Annotated in this window: 18 protein-coding genes; 11 read left to right on the forward strand and 7 right to left on the reverse strand. The window is 47.7% G+C overall.

The window, feature by feature from the left end; translation table 11 throughout:
* Positions 1-104 precede the first annotated feature (104 nt).
* On the forward strand, positions 105-1,976 hold the full coding sequence (locus tag ELAC_RS10575; protein WP_098039260.1) for a hypothetical protein: 1,872 nt from the start codon (positions 105-107) through the stop codon (positions 1,974-1,976).
* A gap of 251 nt (positions 1,977-2,227) precedes the next feature.
* On the forward strand, positions 2,228-3,067 hold the full coding sequence (locus ELAC_RS10580) for a hypothetical protein (protein WP_098039261.1): 840 nt from the start codon (positions 2,228-2,230) through the stop codon (positions 3,065-3,067).
* Between the two features lie 69 nt (positions 3,068-3,136).
* Here ELAC_RS10580 and lpxD read toward each other — a convergent pair whose 3' ends face one another.
* The 4 genes from lpxD to recR form a co-directional block, all read right to left on the reverse strand.
* The gene (gene lpxD, locus ELAC_RS10585) at positions 3,137-4,171 is read right to left on the reverse strand and encodes a UDP-3-O-(3-hydroxymyristoyl)glucosamine N-acyltransferase (RefSeq protein ID WP_098039262.1); all 1,035 of its coding nucleotides are present in this window, start codon (positions 4,169-4,171) and stop codon (positions 3,137-3,139) included.
* A 16-nt stretch (positions 4,172-4,187) separates the two neighbouring features.
* Positions 4,188-4,760, reverse strand: coding sequence for an OmpH/Skp family outer membrane protein (locus tag ELAC_RS10590; RefSeq protein ID WP_098039263.1), 573 nt, complete (start codon positions 4,758-4,760; stop codon positions 4,188-4,190).
* 35 nt (positions 4,761-4,795) lie between these two features.
* A complete protein-coding gene (gene bamA, locus ELAC_RS10595; RefSeq protein WP_098039264.1) occupies positions 4,796-7,141 on the reverse strand; it encodes an outer membrane protein assembly factor BamA in 2,346 nt (781 codons plus the stop codon).
* An 818-nt stretch (positions 7,142-7,959) separates the two neighbouring features.
* Positions 7,960-8,556: a recombination mediator RecR gene (recR, locus tag ELAC_RS10600; protein WP_098039265.1), complete on the reverse strand. Its 597-nt coding sequence runs from the start codon at positions 8,554-8,556 to the stop codon at positions 7,960-7,962.
* 505 nt (positions 8,557-9,061) lie between these two features.
* Here recR and ELAC_RS10605 point away from each other — a divergent pair.
* The 6 genes from ELAC_RS10605 (at position 9,062) to acpP (ending at position 16,115) form a co-directional block, all read left to right on the forward strand.
* On the forward strand, positions 9,062-10,933 hold the full coding sequence (locus ELAC_RS10605; protein ID WP_098039266.1) for a PP2C family serine/threonine-protein phosphatase: 1,872 nt from the start codon (positions 9,062-9,064) through the stop codon (positions 10,931-10,933).
* Between the two features lie 138 nt (positions 10,934-11,071).
* Entirely contained in the window at positions 11,072-12,784 is a 1,713-nt protein-coding gene (locus ELAC_RS10610) for a PP2C family serine/threonine-protein phosphatase (protein WP_098039267.1), read from the forward strand.
* 307 nt (positions 12,785-13,091) lie between these two features.
* Entirely contained in the window at positions 13,092-14,093 is a 1,002-nt protein-coding gene (locus ELAC_RS10615; RefSeq protein ID WP_098039268.1) for a beta-ketoacyl-ACP synthase III, read from the forward strand.
* A 41-nt stretch (positions 14,094-14,134) separates the two neighbouring features.
* Positions 14,135-15,079 carry an ACP S-malonyltransferase gene (gene fabD, locus ELAC_RS10620; protein WP_098039269.1) on the forward strand — a complete coding sequence of 315 codons (945 nt, stop codon included), beginning with the start codon at positions 14,135-14,137 and terminating at the stop codon, positions 15,077-15,079.
* 16 nt (positions 15,080-15,095) lie between these two features.
* A complete protein-coding gene (gene fabG / locus ELAC_RS10625; protein WP_098039270.1) occupies positions 15,096-15,845 on the forward strand; it encodes a 3-oxoacyl-[acyl-carrier-protein] reductase in 750 nt (249 codons plus the stop codon).
* A gap of 30 nt (positions 15,846-15,875) precedes the next feature.
* Positions 15,876-16,115 (forward strand): acyl carrier protein, encoded by a 240-nt coding sequence (acpP, locus tag ELAC_RS10630; RefSeq protein ID WP_098039271.1) that lies wholly within the window; start codon positions 15,876-15,878, stop codon positions 16,113-16,115.
* Positions 16,116-16,275: 160 nt separating this feature from the next.
* Here acpP and ELAC_RS10635 read toward each other — a convergent pair whose 3' ends face one another.
* Positions 16,276-17,559, reverse strand: coding sequence for a sodium/proline symporter (locus ELAC_RS10635; protein ID WP_239414544.1), 1,284 nt, complete (start codon positions 17,557-17,559; stop codon positions 16,276-16,278).
* Positions 17,451-17,726, reverse strand: coding sequence for a sodium:solute symporter family transporter (locus ELAC_RS11955; protein WP_239414520.1), 276 nt, complete (start codon positions 17,724-17,726; stop codon positions 17,451-17,453). The genes ELAC_RS10635 and ELAC_RS11955 overlap by 109 nt, the downstream gene beginning before the upstream one ends.
* A 531-nt stretch (positions 17,727-18,257) precedes the next feature.
* Between ELAC_RS11955 and ELAC_RS10640 the strand changes: the two genes are divergently transcribed.
* Positions 18,258-20,495, forward strand: coding sequence for a hypothetical protein (locus ELAC_RS10640; protein WP_098039272.1), 2,238 nt, complete (start codon positions 18,258-18,260; stop codon positions 20,493-20,495).
* A gap of 138 nt (positions 20,496-20,633) precedes the next feature.
* Positions 20,634-21,734, forward strand: a complete 1,101-nt coding sequence (locus tag ELAC_RS10645) for a class I fructose-bisphosphate aldolase (protein WP_098039273.1) — start codon at positions 20,634-20,636, stop codon at positions 21,732-21,734.
* A gap of 6 nt (positions 21,735-21,740) precedes the next feature.
* Here ELAC_RS10645 and ELAC_RS10650 read toward each other — a convergent pair whose 3' ends face one another.
* On the reverse strand, positions 21,741-22,439 hold the full coding sequence (locus ELAC_RS10650) for an SIMPL domain-containing protein (RefSeq protein WP_158227874.1): 699 nt from the start codon (positions 22,437-22,439) through the stop codon (positions 21,741-21,743).
* 542 nt (positions 22,440-22,981) lie between these two features.
* On the opposite strand from ELAC_RS10650, the gene ELAC_RS10655 reads away from it, so the two are divergent.
* Positions 22,982-24,238 carry an MFS transporter gene (locus tag ELAC_RS10655; RefSeq protein ID WP_098039275.1) on the forward strand — a complete coding sequence of 419 codons (1,257 nt, stop codon included), beginning with the start codon at positions 22,982-22,984 and terminating at the stop codon, positions 24,236-24,238.
* The last annotated feature ends 7 nt before the right edge of the window (positions 24,239-24,245 follow it).

Consider the following 24,245-nt stretch of genomic DNA (forward strand, 5'->3'; position numbering starts at 1 on the left):
TTTTTTAAGTCAATTTTTGTTTTTGAATCATATTTTTATAATATCTTAATAAATATTTTCTATAATTATCACTTAATTAATAGAAGTATTAAATAGGTGATGTTTTGAGTATCCCGGCCATCCACAGACAAACTTCAATACCGGTTGTCAACAGACAAACACCCCAACCCTTGTTATTTAAGTCCCAGCCCTTTGGCAGTGTTTCAGAGTTTCTTAGGGAGCGAGAGGAAAACACGAATCTGATTGTCCGGATTTACAGGGCGGTTGTCAGGGCATTTAAAGGTCTCTTCGTCAGTGGGGACCGCAGCCGAAAAATCAATCAAATCATTCGCGAGAAAATTTCCCTTGGTAAAAGTGCCAGGGAAAGACATGTGCTTCACGTTGCATTTAAGCACGTTTTTCAAAAAGAGAGTTATTTGAACAGTCTTGGCGTCAGGAAAAATAGGGTGCTGTCTCGTGATGACCAGCTCGACTTGGCAGGTTTAAGCCCTAAGAAGTATGCCGAAAGGGAACTCGAAAGTATCCGGGATTATCTGAGGACACACTTAGACTCCGAGTTGTCCGGCCCTGAACTTGAAAAGCATCAGGCGCTACTCAAGGAAGCTCTGGAAGGTTTTTTTTCAAAATTGATCAAACATGAGAGAAGCTTTTCCCAAAAAAAGATGCTGGGCGACGAACTGTCCTTAAAAGAGCGGGAGGGAATCGATCTCCTGATCAAAGTTTCGACGAACGAGGGCCAGTTGAAGCTATCTGCCAAAGAAAAACGAAAGCTCAAAGTGTTTTTAAAAGACGCGCAAGGGAATATGACCCTCAATCGTCGTATCAGCAATATTATGGAAATCATTGAGAAGGACAAGCTCGATGATAAGAAGTTAATGGCCCTCGTCTCGATCCATACCTATACTTATAAGACAGGGCAAATAAAACCATTTCTCAAGTCTGCCGAAAAGCTCACGGAGATTGTCAGCGCAATCAAAAAAGATCCCAAAGTTGAGATTCCCAATGCCTACAAATTGCAATTGGATGAGTTTGGACTTTTAAACAGCATGCTGAAACTTAAGACGCTGCTTAACTTCTTAGAGAAGGCGGAACTGATTGAGGAAGGGTCGAAGCTGACAGTGTTGAATGCAGCGCTCAAAAAAGCCGGAACGGCGATGAACTACCTGAATGGAAAATATGAGAAGCAGGCAGGCTATCAGTCAGGCGATCTGCTGATGTATCGCGGCAAGGATTTTTCGCGGTTTCTGAATAAAGATCTGGATAAAATGGTCGACTGGCAGCTGTCGTGGCTTGGTTCCGACTACTTCCACTCGGCTCTTCTCAACGTCCCCAAGAAGAAGATGCATATCTCCCACGTTATGGACAAAGCCTATGAATACAATGATGCCAAACTAGCTCAGGGCACCTACACCGATGCCTTCAGATTCAAATTTGATGCCCTCGTCGATGAGGCGGTTAAACCTGTCTTGGATGAGATGGCGAAAAAGAAGAATAAGAAGCAAGGCTGGAATGATCTGGTTGGAGCTAAATTTCGCGACATCATCGAAAAGATGCATCAGGACCGGACGGAATTTGAAAAAATTAAAAATTCCAAATGGCGTCGTCTGAAGAGCGGTATTTTCCCACATGTCAGAAGAAATTGGCTGTTTAGCCCAGTGTCAAAGCCCCATGAAAGACCCTTCTTTGAGGGTAAATCCGAGATGATCTGCTCAGAGTTTGCTGCCAAGGTCCTTCTCACGGCACTTGTGCAGCTGAAGAACGAGCTGACAGAAGAGATAGCAGCCGAACTCTCGGTTAAAGAGAACGTTACAGTCGAGGAGGCTAAAGAGAGGATTGCCCCTGGACTCATCACTCTCCCGATTCCTGAGACAGAAATCTTGTCCCGACTCCACACCGCGCGGCTGCTCGAATTTTTGATGCCGCACTTAACTCGAGTGGAAAGGGCACCTATCATCGAACAGGTTCTGGTCAGCTAAACTTTCGCTCCAGAATCCCGAAAGTGTCTCAAAACTTAGTATTTGGCAAAGAGAAAGCCTCGGGATTGAGGCACTTTCGGTATAGGTTAAAACTTGTCAATGCGAGCGCTATGCCGCTTGTCCGTATTCAAACGATAGGGGCAGGCGGCCTTTTTTTTGTAGTTTAATGAATCTTAACAGCCTATTTATAAAGATTTAGTGATTCCCTTTTATAATTGGGGTAGTTTTGAAAATTCATCATGAGGAAAAAAATGACTAACGTCCTTCCAAGCATTCTTTTTCAGGTCTACCCCACCCCAAACACACCCCAGAAGACGGTCGACGTGGAAGTCAACCAGTACCTGGCGAAATCCGCTCAGCTTGCTAAGCAAATCTTAGCTCCTTCCGAGTGCGGTTACACGCAGGAAAACAGAAATATCGGCAGGGTCCAGGTCAATAATTACAACTTCGGCAGCCCAAGCTGCATGCCGATGATGATTCCATTGCATACCGCTCCGGTTTATCATGTTCATACCGCACCCCATTATCATGTGCACCACAATCCACAACATGCGCGGCAGGAGAAAGAGGGTCCAAGCGATGGTTTGCGATGGATTGTTGGATTAGCGGCGGCAGTTATGGGAGGGTTTGCCATCTATAAGGTGGGGCAGATCATCAATCACATTCGCGCAGCCGGGGAAGAGTTGGATGAGAACAGACAGTTTCAGGGCAGAATTAGAGATTGGAACTATAGCCTGATTGCTCAAGGGCAAGGCGACAGCGCAGCTCTCCGTGCGCTGAAGACCATTTCCGAGAAGCGTCAATCCATCTTCTCCCGTATCAAAGAAAACGCCGTACTGAATCTCATCATCGCCATCAGCACCGTAGCAACAGCGATTTTTGCGATTGCCGGTGCAGTCGTCGGATCCTGGGCGCTTTTGGGGCTCGGGCTGGCATCGGGCCTTGCAGTGGCCGGGTCATTCCTCTTTAAGATAGGCTACGCCTCATCCGATAAGAACGATGTTAAAGACGCGCAAGTGCTGAAAGAGCAGATCGATCTTCTTAAAGGCCCAAGCTACTACCAAAACATTCTCGTAGAGGCCAATTCATAATTTTTAAGACATTGCCAAGGGCAGGCAATTGTGTTGAATCGGGGCGATGCTGTTGGCATCGCTTTTTTTTTAAGAGTCGGCCCGATCTGAAAGTTTTTTGAGCTGTTCTGCGTATTTGCCTAAGTTTCTGAAGTGAACAGAGAGCCTGTTGTATTCGACAATCGGCATTGCCGGAATGCCTCCGTAGAAGCCGGCTTTCATAATGGATTTGGAGACCCCTGATTTAGCGGCTACGACAACGCCGTCGCCGAGCTCAATATGGCCCACGACCCCTGTCTGTCCAGCTAAAATCACACGTTTACCGGTCTTGGACGAACCGGCAATTCCTGCCTGGCCAACGATCAGGTTGTCTTCGCCAATCTCCACTCCGTGGGCGATCATGACTAGGTTGTCAATTTTGGAACCGCGACGGACGATGGTTGATTGAAAACGCGCTCTGTCAATTGTTGTATTGGAACCAATTTCAACATCGTCTTCCAAGACGACGTTACCCAGCTGGCATAGCTTTTCGTGCTTGCCGCTTTTGTCGGTGACGAAGCCGAATCCGCAAGAGCCGATGACGGCGCCGGGCTGGATGATGCAGCGATTCCCGATTCGGCAGCTTTCGCGGATAGTGACTCTTGGGTGGATTGTGCAGTCTTGCCCGATTGAGGTTCCCGGCCCAACATAGGCGTGCGAACCGATCACGCTATTGTCTCCAATCGTTGTCTTTTGATCGATCACGGCATAAGGTGCGATGGTGACGTTTTTGCCTAAGGTTGCGGTGGGATGGACAATGGCTGTCTCGTGGATGCCGCAAAAGGCCGAGGGTACAGTCTTGGCCCCCAATATAAGGTCTACAACTTTTTGGAAGGCGCGTGAAGGGTCTTTGGTGATAAGCAGGTTTTTTCCTTCAATGGCGCGCATCTCCTCATTGACAAAGATAACCCCCGCACGGCTCTCTTTAAGATCCGCAAGGTAGCGGGGGTTGGAAAGGAAGGATGCGTCATGCTCAGACGCTGAAGAGAGATCGGAGACTCCCTCGATGACGTGGTCTTTCGAACCTATGAGAGTCGAACCTGTCAGCTCAGCCAGTTCTCTGATCGTATAGCTCGTCTTGGGCATGGGCGCATCCTTTGATTTATTTCTTTGATTCCGCGTCAAACATAACGTCCAGCTCCTGGACGATCAGAGTGCTGACGTCGAGTTTTTTTGAGTAGAAGAAGCAGGCTTCTTCATTGAGGACTGCATCAAGACCATTTTTTTCGGCAACTGCTTTTGCAGCTTTGTTAACTTCATCGGTTAATTTTTGGATGATTTTGAAGTTGGCCTGGCTGAGTGTCTGGTACAGTTGCTGCTGCTGCTGCATCAGCTCCTGGCTCATCGCACGGTACTTGTGTTTAAGATCGGCTTCCGCTTCTTTCGACAAGCTGTCTACGTAGTCGGGGTCTTGCAATTTGGAAGCCAGCTCGGAGAGCTCTTTTTCCCTTTGCTGCATCGTCTGCTCGGCTTGCTTTTTCAAAGACTCGAAGCTGGCCTGCTCTTGCTTGCCGGCTTTTGAGTTCTCAACACAGCTCTTGAAGTTGACGAAACCGACTTTTTTAATGGAGTAGCTGTCTTGATCGGCAGCCATTGCGGGGGTGGCCGCGAGGGCAATTAAGGCAAAAAGCGTAACATAAGCAGTTCTTATTTTAGTTGAAACAAACCTATTCATAGAAATCTCCTCGATTCTAAGATCATTGTTAAAATTTAGAATTTTCCGCCAATGCTGATGAAGAAGCGCTTCACGTCAGACCGGTCTTCAGGGTTGAAGGGGAAGCCATATCCAACTGTCAGAGGAGGCGTGCTTTCAAACAGCTGCACCCTGATACCGCCGCCGGCAGAAGTCCATGGAGTTCCGAAATTCCACTTCACATCGGAAAGATAACCGGAATCAACAAAGATGAAGGCATCCAGGCGCTTCCACAGCCTTCTCGACACTTCGCAGGAGAAAAGTTGCATCGAGATACCGCCTTTTGGCTCGTCGCTGCAATACTTTTTACCGAGACGATAGGGTCTGTAGCCGCGGATTTCGCTGTCGCCCCCCAGATAGAAGCGTTCGTCAAGAGGTATGTCTGGGAAGTTGGTGCTCCATAGGGGTTGAATGAAGCGGAAGTCCCATCGGAGTTTGACGATTGTCTTTTCGTCGAAAGGATAGTAGAAGGTGTTTAAGTAGGCCAAGCTTAAAAATGTAAAGTCTCCCCCGACACCTGCAAATTCCCCGAATACCCTCGACTTATAACCAGTTGTTGGTCTGGCCACGCTGTCGGTGGAGTCATAGATCCAGCTCGATCCTACTGCCGAAATGATGCCTGTATGCGCGTCTTCGATCAGTTTTTTTGAGCAGTGGCTTCGTAATTCAAGATCTGATCTGCGGATGCGGTAGTGAATACCGGTTTTAACGAAGGCGTTAACATCATAAGTACCATGCATGGTATAGCCGGACGCGACGATTGTGTAGTCGTCTGAGATATAACGTGAGTAAGACTTTTCAAAATCGCAGCCGACGCTCCACTTTGTGTCCCAGAAGTGGGGCTTTGTCCACGATATCAGATATTTGGAGCTTTTTCCACCCAGTAGGATGGTGGCATGGGCGTATTCGCCGCCGCCCCGATAGCGCGACGTTCCGCATTGCTCCCCGGCCAAAAAGCCCTTGGAGTTGAAGTTCCTCTCGGTGATGTTAAATCCTCCGAAGACGTTCTCGGCGGTCGAGAAGCCAAAGAAAGCACCGAAATTGCCTGTTGAGGTTTCTTCTACTTCGATGTGGACGTCTCTGTAATTATCTCCAAGACAGGAGGCACCCTCTTCCGAGCGGACGGCATAGACGTTGACGTTTTTGAAGTAACCGATGTTTTTGAGGCGCATCTCGGTTTTCCTCAGCTTGTCGGAATTGAAGACATCGCCGGGAACAAGCAATGTTTCATGCAGGATGACTTCTGTTTCCGTAATCTGATTGCCGAAGATCTTGATCATGCCGACTCGGTATTGCTCACCTTCGTCGATGCTGATATGGATGTCGTAGGCGGCAGCGTCCGGCTCGAGCGTCGGCTCAAAGGAGACGACCGTATCAATATATCCCCTCTTACCATAGAGAGCGGATACGTTGTCGACCGCGATGCGCACCCGTTCGGGAGCGTAAGCCATGCCTTCTCTGACGCAGAGCACACTCAGCACCTCTTCATCTGTAAAGAGGCAGTTGCCTTCGAAGGAAATTTTTCCGAAGTAATAGGGGCAACCTCTGTCTGCCGTGATGATCACTACAATACGGTTGCAGTCTTTAGCTTCTCGCACATCGATGTTGACTTGCGCGTCAGCATAGCCTTTGTTTTGCAGGTAATTCAAGATCATGAACTGGTCTTGCTGCATTGCCTCTTCGTGGTAGGTACCCTCTCCATTGAATAAGCTGAGCAAGAAAGTGTATTTTTTTGTGATCATCATCTCCGTCAGCTCATCCTCTTCACATTCGGTGAAGCCGCGGAAACAGATTTTTTCGATCATTCCGGCCCTGCCTTCATTGACGTGGATGATAATTTCCACCTCGTTGGTGCAAGGATCCACACATGTCTCATAGCTTAGAAGGGCCTCGAAGAAACCTTGTTTGATGTAGTAAGCTTTGAGTTTGTGAAAGGACTTGTTGAATGTCTGTCTGTCAAAAATCGATCCGGACGGGACATCCAGCTCTTTGAGTAGATCGGAGCTCGATACTTTGTAGTTGCCGTCGAACCGGATACAGCTGATTTTGGGTTTGGGTTGAAGATGAAGTGAGATTCTCAGTTTGCCGTTGACCGACTCCAGCCTCGGGTCGATGCGGTCAAAATCTTTAGACAGGTTTTTCAGGTCCTGGTCAAATTCGATCTGCGAGAAAAAAGTTCCCTCTTTCGTGCGCATCTTTGATCTTGCCATCGGCTCGAAGGTGGAACCATTTTCGCTCTCGATTTCAAACCGGATGGATTCGACAGGCTGATTTTCAAAGATCACGTTATCCGACTTTGCGGAGGAGGGAGAAAGAGAGGCTATGGCTGTGAAGAGGAACAGTATAATCGAGCGAAGCTGCATAGGTAACCTAATTGATGCCGTGTTGTGAACGTTTGATCTTAAGTTGATGGTCTTTGAGACTGTTAACGGATTATACCGAAAGTTACTCAAAATTCGCGGTTTTGCTTTGAGAAAGCTTTGGTGTCGAAAGATTGTAAGTCATCTCATATTTCTAATATTAGGTGACTTGCAATCTTACAAACTTGGGGAGCTTTCTCTTTGCCAAAAGCCAAATTTTGAGACATTTTCGGTATAAGTTCTGCCTTCGTGGGTGACTTAAACCTCCCCTCGTTTTCACTGATGTTAAGACCTGCTTGCGTGAAAAGTCCGCAAGGCTCTTCATGATAGGTAAAATAGTCCTATTATTGCAAGAAAGAGCCACTGATATGATTCCTTCAGTATTTTTTTTTGATTCAATGAATTTGTGTTTGGCTAAATCATAACGAAAGCGTCTCAAAATTTGGCTTTTGGCAAAGAGGAAGCTCCCTGAGCTTCAAAGGTTGCAAGTCACCTAATATTAGAAATATGGGATGACTTACAATCTTTGGGGCCTTTGAGGCTTTTTCAAAGCCCCCTTTGTCTAATTTTGAAGTGCTTTTGGCATGGATAAAACTTACTGAAATGGCTGGTTACAGACGATTTCTCCCTAGCTACGAGTCGATTTCAATGAAGTTGTTTCATCGGAAATTGAACATCACTTTTGATGGAGAGAGATTCTGTTGTATGTCGAAAGAGTCTTAAAATCTTAAATTTGGGGACAGTTTCTATAGGATTGAGAGAGGAGACAACCCTAGACATTACCAATAACCTGCAATCGTAGTTTTTTTGCGGGCAGTCTCTTATACCTGGCTCCGCCCCATCAGCGCTTTAGATAAGGTGGCCTGGTCAATGAGATCTAATGAGCTGCCCATGGGGATCCCTGTGGCGAGGCGCAAAACTTTGACACCGGTCGACTCAAGCTCTCTTTTAAGATAGAGCGCTGTCGCGTCGCCCTCCAGTGTTGAGTCGAAGGCCAAGACAACTTCTTGGAATTGTAGTGTTTCAATCCGTTCTAAAAGCCGTTCGATCCCCAAGGTGTCGGGACCCTGGCCTCTTAGAGGAGAGAGGAGGTGGTTGAGGACGTGGTATGCGCCTTTGAAAAGACCGGTGGAGTCTATCGCCAAGACGCTCTTAAATGAGGAGACTACGCAGACTTTTTTTTCCTTGAGCCTTTGCTCTTGGCAGAATTGACAGTCAGTTTCCTCTATCAGGCAGCCGCATGCAGGGCAAAAGCGCACTGCGTTTTTAAGTTCACCGAGAAGACGGGAGATTTTTTTTAGATCATCAGCCGACCATGCCAGCATCTCAAAGGCAAAACGTTCAGCGGTTCTACTGCCGACACCCGGTAGTTTCTTTAACGATTCGATCAGTAATTTGAGATGGTGTGGGTATTTCATGAGCTGCCGGGATGCCTTCCGTGGTTTTCCTGAGATTAAGGAGTGATTTTGCCTCGATTGGTTTTTTTTGAGAATTTATTTTGCTGCAAGGGGTGCTTCTCTATAATTATTTGATGAATTATATGTATACCGAAAGTGCTTCAAAATCTTAAAGTTTGAGAGTTTTCGTTTTATACCGAAAGTGTTTCAAAATTTGAGGTTTGGCTTTGAGAAAGCCTCGGGATTGAAAGATTGCAAGTCACCTCATATTTCTAATATTAGGTGACTTGCAATCTTTCAATCGCGAAAGCGTTCTCTTTGCCAAAAACCAAATTTTGAGACACTTTCGGTATAGAGACTGTTAACGAGTCCGTTAACAGGTTCTTAGAGTCTGTCCTGAAATTGAAATCGTATGGTTTGTTTGCCGAATAGGGTTATTAGCATACTGATTTGAGTCTTAGGACAGCCACCTAGAGATATATATCGCAAAGCGGACGTCGTGGGTCTTTTTTTAAAGTAGGTTTTTATGAGCGGAATTATTTTAACTTCCAGGAACGAGTGGGCTCTTTACGAAAAGGAGCTGATCTCAAAAGAAGAGCTGGGAGTGGAAACTAGAGAAGGGCGCTCTTACCGAAAATGGTCATGCCAACGGGCGGTTACCGGCTTGGTGCGGGTAGTCAAGCTCATTGAGGCTATTGCTTGGACCCTGTTTACACTCTGTCTTGCTCTTGTTTCTGCTGGAGTGAGGGAACTTTGGGGTCAAGCTCTTTCAGGAAGAGAGACCATCGTGCTCTTAAGCCCTTTGCCTAAGGAAGTGCCATACCCGACAGTTCCCCTGGAGGCAAAGCATACCCCGGCCCCGTCTCTCCGCAAAGAAGATCCGGTCGAGCTCCCTCCCTCCGCTCCGGTTTTCGATTCAGAAACATCCTCAGAATATGGACTGGACGAGGAATCTTCTCAGTCGAGTTCCGAATCTCAACCGGATGAATTTCCGCCTCTCAAAGAAGATGTGATGGCGGATGTTGCAACTCATTTGTCATCTACTTCTTCCGACGATTTATCAAAGAGTGATTCCAGTGACGAAATTGACAGCTCATCGGGTTCTTCAAGTGGATCGGAATCCGATGGAATTGATTTCGATGAGGACGATTTCGACGCAGTCGGAGAGAAAAATGATATTGATTTTGGTCTGGGAGAGTATGGGATAGGAAATCTTTTGGCGGCACTCGACTCGCTAACTGAAGAGGTGGATTTCAGGGCGCATCCACTCTATCCAAGGCTTTTGGATAAGCGAAAAGAGGTTTACGCTCTTCTGCAAGATACACCCAAGGAGTCAGCCGAGGCTCTACTTTCTGATTTTATAGAGAACTGTTTGGTTGTCCATGGAAATCACCCCGCCTGGGAGTCTCTCAAAGCGGCATATGAAAAATCACGAGTCCAGAAACGAATGTCTTGGGAAGTGCCGGAGTTGTTTTATCGGGCTTCCGCGCTACTGAAAGACTATAAGCTCGCTGTCGATATTGAAAAAGTGCGCAATAAAATTCTCTCTTTTATCCCTCCGGACACGTGCGGTATTTCAAATTACCCAAAAAAACCTGGCAGGGTTTTAGTTGAAGACCATCTGGTGGGCGACTACGCCGTCAGCGTGCGGTCTGCCCAAGGAATCCGGGATACGATGGAAGATGAGGACCTGGCGACTTTGTTTACTCTGGAAAGGCCTGAAGGGGTCGTTAACGTGCCTTGTTTTGCTGTTTTTGATGGCCATGGCGGCAGCGATTGCTCCAAATTCCTTCGAGATAATTTTGCAGGCTATATGGCGCGGGAACTCAGCAGCCAGGCCGAGCTTAACGACCTTACCATTACCAATGCCATCAAGATGGCGTTTGCCAAAGCTAACACCGCTTTCTTACGCCAAGATGAAAAAAACATGAGCGGATCGACAGCGGTTGTGGCGCTGGTTATCAATAACGCGCTATGGGTTGCTAACAGCGGCGACGCCCGCGCAGTCTTAGATGATGCAGGCACTGCAAGGCAGCTCAGCAACGATGCCAAGCCGACCAAGCCTGAGTTCCTTAAAGGGATTCGAAGCCGTGGCGGCTGGGTTCTTGGAACCCGCGTTAATGGAATCTTGGCGACCGCGAGAGCTTTTGGCGATCGGGTTGTCATCGGAGTTACGGCACGGCCTCAGATCCGTAAGTTTGATCTCACCGTGGCACAAGAGAACAGGCGTCGCCTGATCCTTGCTTGTGATGGTCTCTTCGATGTCGTCGGTTCGGACGAGGCGGTAGAGCACATCAAAGGTTTGCACTCGCCAAGCGTAGCTGCCCGCGATCTCTTTGACTTGGCGTTTGAGAGGGGGACTACTGATAACGTCACGGTCATGGTCGTTCAGTTATAGCAGTTGCCGCATCAACCGTTTGAAAAGGTGATTTATACCGAAAGAGTCTTGAAATTTTATAAAGCAGCTGTTTTTCGATGCTTTTTTGTCGGTTATTTTTTATTGTATAGAGTGTTTAATTAACATTCTGTCGATTTCATGAAAGAAATATTTCTAAATAATGAAGTAAGTCTAGTTGATATTAAGCCACGCGCGGGAGAGGCCAGTGAATATAAGCCGGCCATTGAAGCAAGAAATGGGCGGAAATATGTCAAATGGTCGTATGAAAAAGAGGTGGCGGGTCTAGCGCGCGCACTGCGCATCATTCAGGCGATTGCCCTGACTGTGTTCACACTTTTTTTGGGGCTTTTATCAAATGATATCCGACTTCTCTGGTCGGAAGGCGTTAGCGGAAGGGAGGTTGTGCTTGTTTTTAACCCTCTTGCCAGAAAAACGGAGCGGGACGAGATCGATCTGGCTCTGCCGAAAAGAGCGGCGGAGCAGGGCGCTTCTCTTCCAGCAGCGGTCTCTGACGATTTCAGGGCCGGTGCCTTTGCTATGGAGACCCATGAACGTACAATGGCGGGTGAGGAGGATGAACTCCCCGATATGGTTTGTCTCGAGGGAGACGAAGAGTTGAATCATATGGGAGAGAGAGGGGGAGACCCTCTCTTTTTCAGTTTTGAGGAGCGCTCGGCAACCATTTCTCCTTTAGAAGTTCTTAAAGCCCAAAGGAAAGAGATTCACCAGGAGCTGAGGAAACCCATACCTTCTCCGTTGAATGAAAGTATTACTTCGTTTCTGGGCAATTGCCTGGTTCTCTACGGTGATAAACCTCACTGGGCGGAATTTAAAAAATCTTGGCTTTCCTATCAGCTCCTCACCGAGCACGATTCCGACAGGGTTTCAAAAACATGGCATCTAGTTAACTATTTCTATGAGGCCAGTTCATTACTTAAAGATTTCAAAGTGACAACGGATGTCGATAGGGTACGCACTAAGATTTTAGCCCCGGTTGAGCTGGATATGAACGCGCTAGCTGGATATGTTCGTACTCCGGTTCCAACCTCTCCAGGTCCCATTGATAAATGCTCCCTCTTTCTAGATTCCTTCAAAACCGCTATCTACTCAGCAAAAGGGGAGCGGTATACCATGGAGAATCAGTACTTGGCTAAGCTGCTCACGATTGAGCGCCCTGAAGGAGCGATCGAGGTTCCGTGCTTTGCCGTGTTTGATGGTCACTGCGATGAGCGTTGCTCTCTCTTTTTGAAGAACCGTTTGGCTGGATTTATCACGGCAGAGCTGAAAGCGAGCCCTCTTCTCGATGATTTAAATATCACAAACGCTCTCAAACTGGCATTTGTCAAAGCCAATGCTGAATTTAAGAAAGAGTACTATTTAAGTGGATCGACAGCGGTGGTTGCCCTTTTAATTAAGGGGGCTCTTTGGGTTGCTAACACCGGCAGCTCGCGAGCCGTTCTCTCAGAAGGGGGTGTTGCCAGGCAGCTTAGTCAAGACGCAAAACCGACTAATGAAGAATTTAAAAAAGGGATTTTCAGCCGCGGCGGCTGGATGATTTATGGTAGGGTGAACGGCAAGCTTGCCATAGCCAGATCATTTGGTGTTCAGGGAGAACTTGGAGTGACGGCTAGGCCTAAAATTCGCAAAATAGACATAGAGCCAGACGAGCGAATGTCGAGGTATTTGATTCTCGCTTGCGACGGGTTATTTGATGTCGTCAGCTCAATCCAGGCGGCCTCTCAGGCCGAAGGCTTAACTGATCCGGCCGATGTTGCGGAGGTTTTGTTTCATCTGGCGTTTCAGCGGGGAACAAGGGACAACGTTACGGTGATGGTTGCCAAATTGAGCTAACTTGAAGGTTGCCGCCCGAGGGGCAAATTCATGAACAGTCAGTGGCGAGGGATTTCTTCCTTTTATTGGCAGTCTCCTTAGGATAAAGAACTTTCCTGTTTTTTCCCTGATATGCTATGATCCCTATTTAATTTTTTAAATCAGCGGCGTTCACTTTATGAACCGGCATCAATAAAAAGTTTTTATTCGGCTCGCGGGTTCTTGGGAACAATCGGTCGATACAAAATTTATTAGGGTGGGTTTGTGGTGTGGTTGGCGAAAAATCAGATCGTCAACTCATGAGATGTCTGCATTACCGACGAGGCGTATGGCAATAAAAAAGGCTGCGGTCATCCGTTCCATCGGATCGTATATTCCAGAAAAGGTGGTGACGAATAAAGACCTTGAGAAGGTTGTCGACACGACCGATGAGTGGATAGTTCAGAGGACGGGGATTCGTGAAAGGCGCATCGCTGCCCAAGATGAATATCCCTCGACTATGGGCGCTAAAGCCGCTAGGGAGGCGCTTGCCAAGGCCGGAATAGCCGCGTCAGATCTTGACGCGATCATCGTCGCGACCATGACACCCGATTACATTTCTCCTTCGACAGCGGTTTTAGTTCAAAAGGAGCTTGCCGCACTCTGTCCGGCATTCGATATAGGGGCTGCCTGCTCCGGCTATGTATTTGGGCTTTCGGTGGCTAAGGCCTACATCGAGTCGGGTGTTTTTAAGCGGATTCTCTTTGTCGCGACTGAAAAAATGTCCTCTTTCTTAAATTTTGAAGACCGTGCTTCCTGTGTTCTTTTCGGCGATGGCGCCACTGCCTGCATTATTGAAGAGGGAGGGACAGGTCTTAAAATTGGAGAGATTGTCCTCGGGACCGATGGAAGCGGGTATAACTTGATCATGATTCCTGCAGGAGGGGCCCGCCAAACTGCGGATGAGACCACCGTCAGGGAAAAGAAACATATGATCACCCTAGAGGGGAAGGAAGTGTTCAAGCACGCGGTGCGCCGGATGAACAAAGTCTTAGAGGAGTGCCTGCAAAAGAGCGGAATTGCCAAAGAACAGATCGCTTATCTCATCCCGCACCAGGCCAATGTCCGCATTATTGATTCTATCGTCAAGAATATGCAGTTTCCTGAAGAAAAAGTATGGGTAACCGTCGAGAAGTGGGCCAACACGAGCGCCTCCTCCATCGGTCTTGCCTTAAATGACCTATTGAACAAACGCCCACTGAAAGAGGGGGATATCATCGCGCTGACAGCATTTGGCGCCGGCCTGACGTTCGGGGCTGCCCTCTTAGAGAATGTATACGAACAGAAGTAGTGGTCGTCCTGAGAATGAACTATAGATAGCGGAGCCAATTAATGAGCAAACCTCACAAAATAGCCTTCCTGTTTCCCGGACAGGGAGCGCAATACCCTGGAATGGGAAAAGATTTTTTTGAAAGCTTTCCGGTGGTTCGCGAGACTTTTGAAGAAGCCGACGACCTTTTGGGTAGAAATATCTCAGACATTATCCTGAGAGGGCCAGAAGATATACTGACGAAGACCGTTAACAGCCAAACCGGTATCTTTATAGTATCGGCAGCACTCTTGCGTCTTGTACACGACCAGATGCCTGCGCTAAAACCGGCCGTTGCCGGGGGCTTAAGCCTTGGGGAGTATACGGCACTGGCGTCTATCTCCTCTGTTTCGTTTGAGGATTGCCTTCTTGTAGTCGAAAAACGCGGCAAATATATGAACGATGCCTGCGAAGAGACTAAAGGGACGATGGCAGTTGTCCTGGGACTGTCGGGCGAGGAAGTAACAGAGATTGTGGAAGATTTGGCTATGCCGGATGAGCTTTTTGCGGCCAATTTCAACTGTCCTGGGCAAGTTGTTATCTCAGGAACCCTTCGCGGCGTAGAGGCCGGATCTGCGCTGGCCAAAGAAAGGGGAGCGAAGAGAGTGTTGCCGCTTCAGGTCTATGGAGCTTTCCACAGCGGGCTGATGCGCTCGGCAGAAGAGCGGCTAAAACCGCATATTTTGTCACTCTCCCTGCGCAGAGGAGGAGCTGACTTAATCATGAACGTCACAGGCGATAAAGAAGAGAGTCTCGACAAGATCCGCACCAACTTGATCAGGCAGGTAACGAGTCCTGTGCGCTGGGAGCAATCGATCCGCAAGATGGAGGATATGGGCGTGGATCTCTACATCGAGATGGGCCCGGGCAAGACATTGGCCGGCTTCAACAAACGGATCGGGGTGAAAGCACCGACCATCAGCATTGAAAATGTCAAAGATCTTGAACAGCTAGCAGCATACCAATAGGAACAGGGGCATCAACATGCACGACTTTAAAGATAAAATCGCGCTGGTCACAGGCGGAACTTCGGGTATTGGCTTGGCGATTGCCGGTGCTTTCGCAAAGCAGGGAGCAACGACCTTGGTCATCGGGACCGATGCGGGAAGAGGGGAATCCGCTGTACAGTCCATAATGGAGCAAGTTCCGGGTGCTGACGTTCATTTTTTTAAAGCCAATGTCGGCAAAAAGGAAGAGGTTGATGCCACCATCAAGTCTATTCTGGAGAAGTTCAAGAGGGTCGATATTTTAGTTAACAACGCCGGTATTACCAAAGACGGCTTGATCATGCGGATGTCCGAAGAGGACTGGGATAGCGTGATGGATATTAATGTCAAATCTTGCTATAACTTATGCCAGGCTCTTGCCCGGCCTATGATGAAAGAGAGAAGCGGTCGCATCATCAACATCAGTAGCATCGTAGGGATCATGGGTAATCCGGGGCAGACCAATTATGCAGCGTCCAAGGCTGCGATGATCGGTTTCACTAAATCGCTTGCCAAAGAGCTTGCCCCGCGAGGGATTTTGGCTAATGTCGTAGCGCCGGGCTATATCGAGACGAAGATGACCGGGGCTTTAAATGACGGGCAGTTGAGCGAAGTGTCCAAGCAAGTGCCCCTCGGACGGATGGGACGTCCCGAGGAGATAGCGGATATGGTGCTATTTTTAGCCTCCCCGTCGGCAGGTTACATCACCGGCCAAGTCTTCACTGTCGATGGCGGCCTGCACATGTAAAATTACAATAACCAGCAATCAAGGAAACGTATGGCAAATATTGAACAAGAAGTGATCGACATCATCGTCGAACAGCTTGGCGTTGATAAGGATGAGGTCAAGCATGACAAGTCCTTCGTTGAGGATTTGAACGCAGACTCACTCGATCTTACTGAGCTCATCATGACTTTCGAAGAGCGTTTTGGCTGGGAAATCCCACAGGAAGCAGCGGAGAAGCTGAAGACTGTAGGTGATGCCGTAACCTATATTCAATCCCACAAGGGCAAATAAGCCACTTTTCTAATCGGAGATTCGAGGCATGCCTTGAATCTCCTGTCTCTTATGTCGCAAGTAATTTAGACAGATTCTAATCTTCAAAGCTGATTAGTTGATAAAAGCATCAATTCCGTGAATAGTTAAGCCCCTCTAAGCCAGAGGAGCCTAAATGTTGCTAGGCCACGACTTTGGGCGCGTAGGCTCTCGATACCAGATAGATTGTCAGGATGGAGGCGAAAAAGCCGGGAATCATCGAGGGGATATCAAAGCTGGAGATGTAGGGCAAGATGGAGGGCCAAAATCCTGCGATCAGGCCGCCGATGGCGATGCCGGCTATCGCGCCGTGGCGGTTTGCCTTTTTGTCGTAGAGGGCCATGATGATGGCCGGACCGAATGAGCATCCGAGTCCCGACCAAGCGTAAAGAACCGCTTTCTCCACAGTGGAATTTTTGGAGTAGGCCAAGTAGATGGAAAAGAAAGAGAGGGCGACGACGCTAAGTCTCGAAACCCATATCAGCTCTTTGTCGGATGCGTGTTTTTTCACAAAATACTTCCAAAAGTCCTCGCTGATGACCGAAGCGGAGACGATGATCTGGGAGTCCATGGTAGAGAGGGTTGCGGCGATGAGGCCACAGAGGATGAATCCACCGATCAGCGGGTTAAAAAGCTCTTTCACCATCACCACAAACACAAGCTGGGGGTCGTAGAGGGAGGCATTGAAGAAGCCGATGCCGATAAAGCCGACGATGGCTGCAAAGCCAAGAGCCAGCACTTGCCATGTCATCCCGACCCATTTGGATTTGACCAGTTCAGCCGGTGATTTGATGCCCATGAACTTAGTGACGATGTGAGGCTGTCCAAAATAGCCGAGTCCCCAGCCCATAGCCAGGAAGATAATTGAACGAATACTTTCCCAGGAGGAGTCCCCGATCAGGGTCATGGGGATGGCGTTGTCGCGGGCTACTTTGCTGACCTGTTGAAAGCCTCCGGGCATGTGTGTGTAGGTGATCAACGGCACGAGGAAGATGGCAAAGAGGAGGAACAGCGCCTGGAACTGATCGACCTTGGCGACAGTGTAGTAACCTCCGACAAACGAATAGATCATGGCAACGAACATGGCAACAGTGATGGCGATGGTGTAGTCGATGCCGAAGACCGCTTCGACAACGGTGCCGATGCCGATTAGGTTGGCGGCAAGGTAGCACCCCATGAAGAAGATGATGATCGTTGCGGTGATGATGCGTATCAAGCCTGATTTATCGTCGAAGCGGCTTTCAAGGAATGTTGATAAGGTGCTGCAGCCGCGCTTTTCCGTTTCAACCCTTAGTTTTGTGGCGATAAAATTCCAGTTTAAAAAAACTGCCAGTTTAAAAACATGCCAAGTATCAAGCCTAGTGCGATCCAGAGCGCAGGCATGCCTCCAAGGTAGATGGCTGCAGGGAAAGCCATGAAAAGCCAGGCGCTCATGTCGCTTGCATGCGCAGAGAATGCCGTTACCCAAAAGCTAAGAGAACGTCCCCCCATGATAAAATCTTGTGCGGTATTTTGCTGCCGGTGGGCAAAAATACCGATCAGTAAAATCACGGCGAAATAGAGAGAAAAGGCAATGATATATTGAGTATGCATACAATTCGCTAGTGTTAGGTATTATTGAATTTGAGTGTCGATTTTCTTAAAAGGCACGATCCTAGCACATGGTTTATTTGATTTTTTGCCAGGTAGCTGCCCGCAGTACCGTCTGTCACCTGGATTTCGCCTATTCCTTACAAGATGATGCTGGAATGCATCAAAATTGTTTTTGTTATGCTCGCAACGACAAGAACTCAAGCAAGCGTCTTTTCTGCAAAAATCCCCTGCTGATTTCAAGTAACGGTCAAGCGTTACAACGAATGGAATCGGCAGAAACTCGGTGAGTTCGCCCAGATGACAAAAACGGGAGTGCCAACCTACCATTTTATGAAGGATGCAAGCCTTATTGTCAATGAAATGTGCCGGGTTAGGTGGGGGAGGAGCGATCTTTAGATCGTAAATATTAAGTGTTTAATTCTGTTAAGCTAATATATTAAAACAAAGGTTGTATAATTCTAGTTATATAAAATGAAAACAAATTATATATTCTGCTAAAATTAAAATATATAGTTGTTTTCGGGGGAGTGTATGTCCTTGGAATCTGCCGGTGCTGCAAGATCCAATGCAGCGGTGAATTTTGACAGACTTGCCGGAGCCATTGAGCGCGAAGCGGGCGTTGACCGTTCAACGCAAGCCGGCGCCATGGAGGGGCGCCAAGTAACGGTGGGACTTCTAGGAAAAGATAAGCCTGTAAAATTTGAGATGATGACCAATGAAATGGTTCAGCAGTTCATGAAAATGAACCACGAGGAGCGGCAGGAAAGAATCGGGATGTTGCAGGCCAGGTTGCAAGAGGTAAAACATAACCCGAATTTTAGTGCTAAAGGACAGCAGGCAAACGCCAAGATCCAGCTGGCCATTACAGTTCCGATGCTGGTCAAGCAGCTGAAAAGTGAAGCGAAAGTCAACGATTTCCATGAGGCGCGAGCCCAGGAAGCGCAGATGAAAGAAGCGAGCATGAAAGCAATTCAGCAGGGAAAAGCCAGTGCAGCAAAAAATGCCAATTCCCTGGGAGATGTGGCAAAGTCTCTGGGAGAAAAATACATGGATGAATTTGCGAAAGTGAATATGGGAAGAGGATCTCCCGATGAAAAAATCAAACATTTTCAGGAGTTGTCGGCTCGTATTGACACGCAATTGAATAGTCCCCACGTCAATATGGCGCCCGAGGGAAGAAAAACGCTTGAGCAGCTTAAGGGTGTGATTGGAAAAACGATAGAGCTTGAGACAAATAAAAAGGTGATGCAGCAAGGCAAAGCAAAAGTTGCTGTAAACGCGGAAGGTTTAGGCACCGTGGCAAAAGCCCTTACCGAAAAATACATGGAGGATTTTGTCAAAGTAAAGACGGGGGAGGGGTCCCCGAAAGAAAAAATTGCCGAGTTTGAAAAACTGTCGGCTCGCATTCAGCAGCAATTGGATAGCGGCGCCCCCTTGGGTGAGAATGGAAGAGCAGCGCTGGATCAGATGAAGCAGGGGATTGGGCAGGCAATAGAACAGCAGAAAAAGCTGCTTCCGCTGGAGGCCAGGATGCCCACTATAAAGCCTCCACCACTGCCTTCAGGAGAGGCTTTACACAAGGCGTGGAACGCCAATATTGATAAGATTGTCAATTCTCCCGATAAATCGACCGAGCAAAAGATAAGTGAGCTCAAGAGCCGGTCGACTCTTATGAAAGTCGGTTTGCAAAATTGGAATAAGCACAATCCAGACAAGGCAGGCGAAAAGGCAACCCTTCAAGGCGATATAGAAAGATGCGAGAGTGAAATTCAAAAATTGATTTCCGGTGGAGGCAAAGGGGGTGCTGACGTTGAACGACAGCAAGCCCCTGAAAGACCTAAGTCCAAAGTTCTATCAGATGATGACATCGCTGCACAGGCTTACACAGCTGCAACAAGTGATCCCGTGGGCTTTAAGGCCGACGCTGCCAGAGATAAGCTTGGAAACATTTTGTATTCCTCCAAACCTGCCAATGAGAAACTCCAATTGTTACATGCAAAGCTGGAAGCGATTGACGATGATATGGCAGTAATCAAAGGTCTTAACAAAGACGCTGATGTTAAAGCGTTACAAGACGTGAAACAAGAATTTACAACGGTCATTGCCAAACTTAAGGATGAAATTTATCAATCGAGAAAAGCGTCAATGTCAGCTGTTGTCAAAGGGGATATAGATTTTTTTGTGAAAGACGCCTCCACAAAAACTAGTCAGGACATGATCGGAATTCTCAATAGTGCCAATGCTTCGGGATTTGGTACCAATACGTTGATGAGGAAGTACGATGCTGATGATGCGGCTATTTATGATCAGGGATTTACAAAAGCTTATTGTTACCTTGTGGAACACTCTGGAGAGGAATTGTTGCAGCCTTTGACGAATATCATGAGTGCCAATAACAAGGTTGCTGAGATAAGGAGTGAGTTGATCAATCAAAACCTTAGAGTATTTTATAATAATGACAATACGGTGGACCCCAAATCAGGTGAACCTCTGAGGGCGGCATCGAAAGCAACTGAGAACACAGACTTCAGGATAGTGGATGATTACAACAGTTCTGAGCTTTCTGCGGATCAAAGACAAGCCCTAGGAAGTGCCAAAGAAGAATTACTGAAGCTCAGAAATGAGATTATGCCCCATGTGGATGCTCTGGATAAGAAGGATCCTGTAGCGCAAAGTTTTGGGGGGTATCCTGAGATCAATATTAACAGGATGCTTAGAGAAGTGCGTTTTTTACTGGGTGAAATTAGCCGAGAAGAATATAGGATGTAAATTTTTTGCTCAGGAAATGTGAAATCGATGTTATCCGAATTAGCTAGCCAGTTCTTATAATTAAAAGAGAGTCTCGCGAAAAAAAAACGATAGCATTAGGATGGGGGAAGAAAAATTCCATTCCCCGAGGCTAAAGGCATGCAGACATTCGCTCAGCTGAAATCAGAGTTATCCTATAAAGACATCCAATCCCTTCTCGGAAAAGAGGCTGAAGAGCTTCTCGACTATCGCTGCACAAAGATCCGTAAGGAACAGCTTCCGGAGCCCGGACCGAACTGGGTCGACCGTATTTTCAAAGACAGCGACCGTAACAACCGTGTTCTGGGGTCACTCGAAGCCCTTTTTGGCCACGGGCGCCTGAAAGATACAGGCTATCTCTCCATTCTTCCGGTCGATCAGGGGATCGAGCACTCGGCTGGCGCTTCCTTCGCCCCCAACCCCCTCTATTTCGACCCTGAAAACATTGTCAGGCTGGCTGTCGAGGCCGGCTGCAATGGCGTTGCGTCTACTCTGGGAGTTTTAGGGATGGTGGCAAGAAAATATGCCCACAAGATTCCCTTCATCCTCAAGATCAACCACAATGAGCTCCTCTCTTTTCCCAACACCCACGATCAGATCCTTTTTACTTCGGTCAAAAGAGCTTATGACATGGGCGCTAAAGCGGTAGGGGCAACCATCTACTTCGGTTCCCAGGAGAGCCACCACCAGATCCAGGAGATTAGCGAAGCCTTTGAAATGGCCCATGAGCTGGGGTTGGCTACCATCTTGTGGTGTTACCTGCGCAACCCGGCCTTCAAAATTGACGGTACTGACTACCACCTCTCCGCCGACTTGACAGGACAGGCAAATCACTTAGGCCAGTGCATCGGCGCTGATATCGTCAAACAGAAGCTTCCTCTCGTTAACGGCGGCTACAAGGCGATGAACCAACTCAACAAAGGGTATGGCAAATGGTCTGAGAAGATGTATTCCGACCTCTGTGACATCGAAGACAATCCCATCGACCTCTGCCGCTATCAGGTGCTCAATACTACGCGAGTCGGCCTGATCAACTCCGGTGGGGAGTCGGGAAAAAATGACCTGCATGATGCCGTTAAAACAGCTGTCATCAATAAGAGGGCCGGTGGTATCGGTCTGATTAGCGGCAGAAAGACCTTCCAAAGACCTATGAAGGAAGGGGTACAGCTTTTTCATGCCATTCAGGACGTCTACCTCTGCAAAGAGATAGGATTGGCTTAAGAGATTTTAATCGATCTCGAATGTGATGCCCACTTGTGCCGATACGCTGACCGAACCAGGCTCTATCGGCATGGAGCTCTCGCCGGCATCCCGGGCCATATACAGGGCTGTCTTAAACCTGACGGGGGCAATGCCCGATTCCTGCTGGATCAGCAGCGGTTTTTTGATCTTAACAGAAGAGGCTTTGGCTAGAGTGGCGGCTGTATTCAGAGCGTTCTCTGCGGCCAGAGAGAGGGCTTCCTGCTCCGCCTCTTTATTGTCTTTCAGAGAAAAAACAAGGCTTTCGATCCTGTTTGCGCCGGCTTTTGCTGCTGAATCGATAAGCTTTCCTACCGATTTGAGATCTGATGTTCGTACCGTCAAAGTGCTTGTTGCGCGGTAGGCGACAGTTAACGGTGGTTTTGGTTTTTTAGGATCGATGGTTTCGTAGACGGGGTAGAGGGAGACAGTGTCTGTCGAATAAGTTGTCTCCTCTCCTGCACCGGCTTTGATACCCGCGATGACAGCTTCAATTTTGGCAGCCGTCTTTTTCATCGCTACATCGGCATATTTGTCTTCTTCTTCAACGCCGATGCTGACCGATACCATGTCAGGCGCTTTTTTTATCTCGGCAGTTCCCGTTACGATCAGTTTAGAGATTTCTTTTCCTTCATCGGCCTGGAGAGGGAGAGCAGCTAAGGAGATGAAACACATAAGTTTGAGCATCGGAGCACCCATCGGTCTGATCGTTTAAAAAATATTTTTTTGGTGTCTATCGGTATACAGGAAACAAATTATTTAAAAAATGGTAATATGAGAAAAACACGGTCGCCATTTTTTTATCTATCTGATAATTAAGATCATATACCGAAAGCCCTCAAAATATAGCTTTCGCGGAGCTTAAAATCTCAAAGTTTTGAGACACTCTCGGTATATCAAGCCCCTAAAAGATCCTGCCAAACGCTCTATACCGAAAGTGTCTCAGAATTTGGTTTTGGCAAAGAGAAACGCTCTCTAAGATTGAATGATTGTAAGTTACCTAATATTAAAAATATGAGATGACTTATTATCGTTCGGTCCCGAGGCCCTCTCAGAACCAGAACCCTAAATCGGGGGATCCTTTGTTATAAGAGACTGTTAGCGGATTCGGATTCCGTCGATTTGAGGGGCTAGATGCTAGGGTGATATTGACCCCAAATGCAACGGGAGGCAAATCTGCTAGCAGGCTTTAAGGCGTAACCGTTCTTTTAAAACAAAAGAGGTTGCCTATGCTCAGCGTATTCCAAATTAGGGGAATTCTGTCTCCGCTAATTTCTATTTTATTGATTATTTTCGGCACAGGGTTTTTCTATAGCTATATCAGCATGACGCTGAGGGATCAAGGCTATGGAGAGGAAGTGATTGGTCTCGTGCACTCTTGTTATTCTTTAGGACTTGTTCTTGGAGCCCTTTTTTTGGAAGGATTCATCTTAAGGGTCGGGCATATCAGGGCATATGCCGTATTCGCCGCGGTCTCGACGGCATCTTGTCTCGCCATGGGACTTTATTTTTCGCCGGCTCTTTGGTGCGCGATGCGCTTTTTGGCGGGCGGGGCGATTGCCGGTGTCTACATCGTGGTGGAGAGCTGGCTGCTTGACAAGAGCTCTCTTAGGACAAGAGCGGATGTGCTTTCCTTATATATGATCTGTTTCTATGGAGCGCAGGCAGTCTCGCAGTTTCTTTTAGACGTGGGCGATTTAAAAACGCTCCAGCCTTTCGCCTATTATGCTCTTTTTGTCACCCTCTCCATCTTGCCGCTTGCTGCCACTAAAGTGGAGACTCCTTTCATCAAGGAGCCGGAGCTGTTCAATGTACTGGGTCTTTATCGCCACTCACCATTCGGATTTATGGGGACACTCGTGTCAGGGATGATTTTAGGGTCAATCTATGCTTTCACGGCAAATTTTGGGCAGGAATTTAACCTCCAAGTCTCCTGGCTGGTGAGTCTGACGATATTTGGAGGCATGGCCTTTCAATGGCCTCTCGGTAAGTTGTCAGATGCCTACGATAGACGATGGGTGCTTTTTGGTATGAGCACGGCAAGTGTAGTGCCCTGCCTTTTACTGGTTCTCTATCCGTCTGTTGCCTGGTTGGCCTATTTATGCGCTTTTGTGGCGGGGGGCTTAACTTTCACTCTATACCCTATCAGCGTGGCGCAAGTGTGCGATCGCCTGTCGCAAAATGCCCTGACCTCAGCAACAGGAATTTTGGTTTTGGCATACGGTGGCGGCGCTGTCATCGGGCCTCTGATCAGTCCCGTCTTCATCAATTTTATGGGATATAAAGGCCTCTGGGTATCGATCATATTTTTCGCCCTCTTTCTCTCCTTCTTTGGGCTGGCTACCTATAATCCTTTACGCCGGACTGTTCATAAAAAAGCATGGGTTCCCTTCGGGAAATCAACACCTGTGGCTTATGAGCTAGACCCCAGGGTAAAAGAGGAGAGGCTGGAAGAGAGCGAAAGGCTCTATGCCAGTAAAAAATAGGTTTTGT

Source organism: Estrella lausannensis, from assembly GCF_900000175.1.
GTDB lineage: Bacteria > Chlamydiota > Chlamydiia > Chlamydiales > Criblamydiaceae > Estrella > Estrella lausannensis.

Coding starts and splice junctions, on each gene's coding strand:
- ELAC_RS10580 (WP_098039261.1), top strand. CDS start 2,228: ATGACTAACGTCCTTCCAAGCATTCTTTTTCAGGTCTACCCCACCCCA.
- lpxD (WP_098039262.1), bottom strand. CDS start 4,171: ATGCCCAAGACGAGCTATACGATCAGAGAACTGGCTGAGCTGACAGGT.
- ELAC_RS10590 (WP_098039263.1), bottom strand. CDS start 4,760: ATGAATAGGTTTGTTTCAACTAAAATAAGAACTGCTTATGTTACGCTT.
- bamA (WP_098039264.1), bottom strand. CDS start 7,141: ATGCAGCTTCGCTCGATTATACTGTTCCTCTTCACAGCCATAGCCTCT.
- recR (WP_098039265.1), bottom strand. CDS start 8,556: ATGAAATACCCACACCATCTCAAATTACTGATCGAATCGTTAAAGAAA.
- ELAC_RS10605 (WP_098039266.1), top strand. CDS start 9,062: ATGAGCGGAATTATTTTAACTTCCAGGAACGAGTGGGCTCTTTACGAA.
- ELAC_RS10610 (WP_098039267.1), top strand. CDS start 11,072: ATGAAAGAAATATTTCTAAATAATGAAGTAAGTCTAGTTGATATTAAG.
- ELAC_RS10615 (WP_098039268.1), top strand. CDS start 13,092: ATGGCAATAAAAAAGGCTGCGGTCATCCGTTCCATCGGATCGTATATT.
- fabD (WP_098039269.1), top strand. CDS start 14,135: ATGAGCAAACCTCACAAAATAGCCTTCCTGTTTCCCGGACAGGGAGCG.
- fabG (WP_098039270.1), top strand. CDS start 15,096: ATGCACGACTTTAAAGATAAAATCGCGCTGGTCACAGGCGGAACTTCG.
- acpP (WP_098039271.1), top strand. CDS start 15,876: ATGGCAAATATTGAACAAGAAGTGATCGACATCATCGTCGAACAGCTT.
- ELAC_RS11955 (WP_239414520.1), bottom strand. CDS start 17,726: ATGCATACTCAATATATCATTGCCTTTTCTCTCTATTTCGCCGTGATT.
- ELAC_RS10640 (WP_098039272.1), top strand. CDS start 18,258: ATGTCCTTGGAATCTGCCGGTGCTGCAAGATCCAATGCAGCGGTGAAT.
- ELAC_RS10645 (WP_098039273.1), top strand. CDS start 20,634: ATGCAGACATTCGCTCAGCTGAAATCAGAGTTATCCTATAAAGACATC.
- ELAC_RS10650 (WP_158227874.1), bottom strand. CDS start 22,439: ATGCTCAAACTTATGTGTTTCATCTCCTTAGCTGCTCTCCCTCTCCAG.
- ELAC_RS10655 (WP_098039275.1), top strand. CDS start 22,982: ATGCTCAGCGTATTCCAAATTAGGGGAATTCTGTCTCCGCTAATTTCT.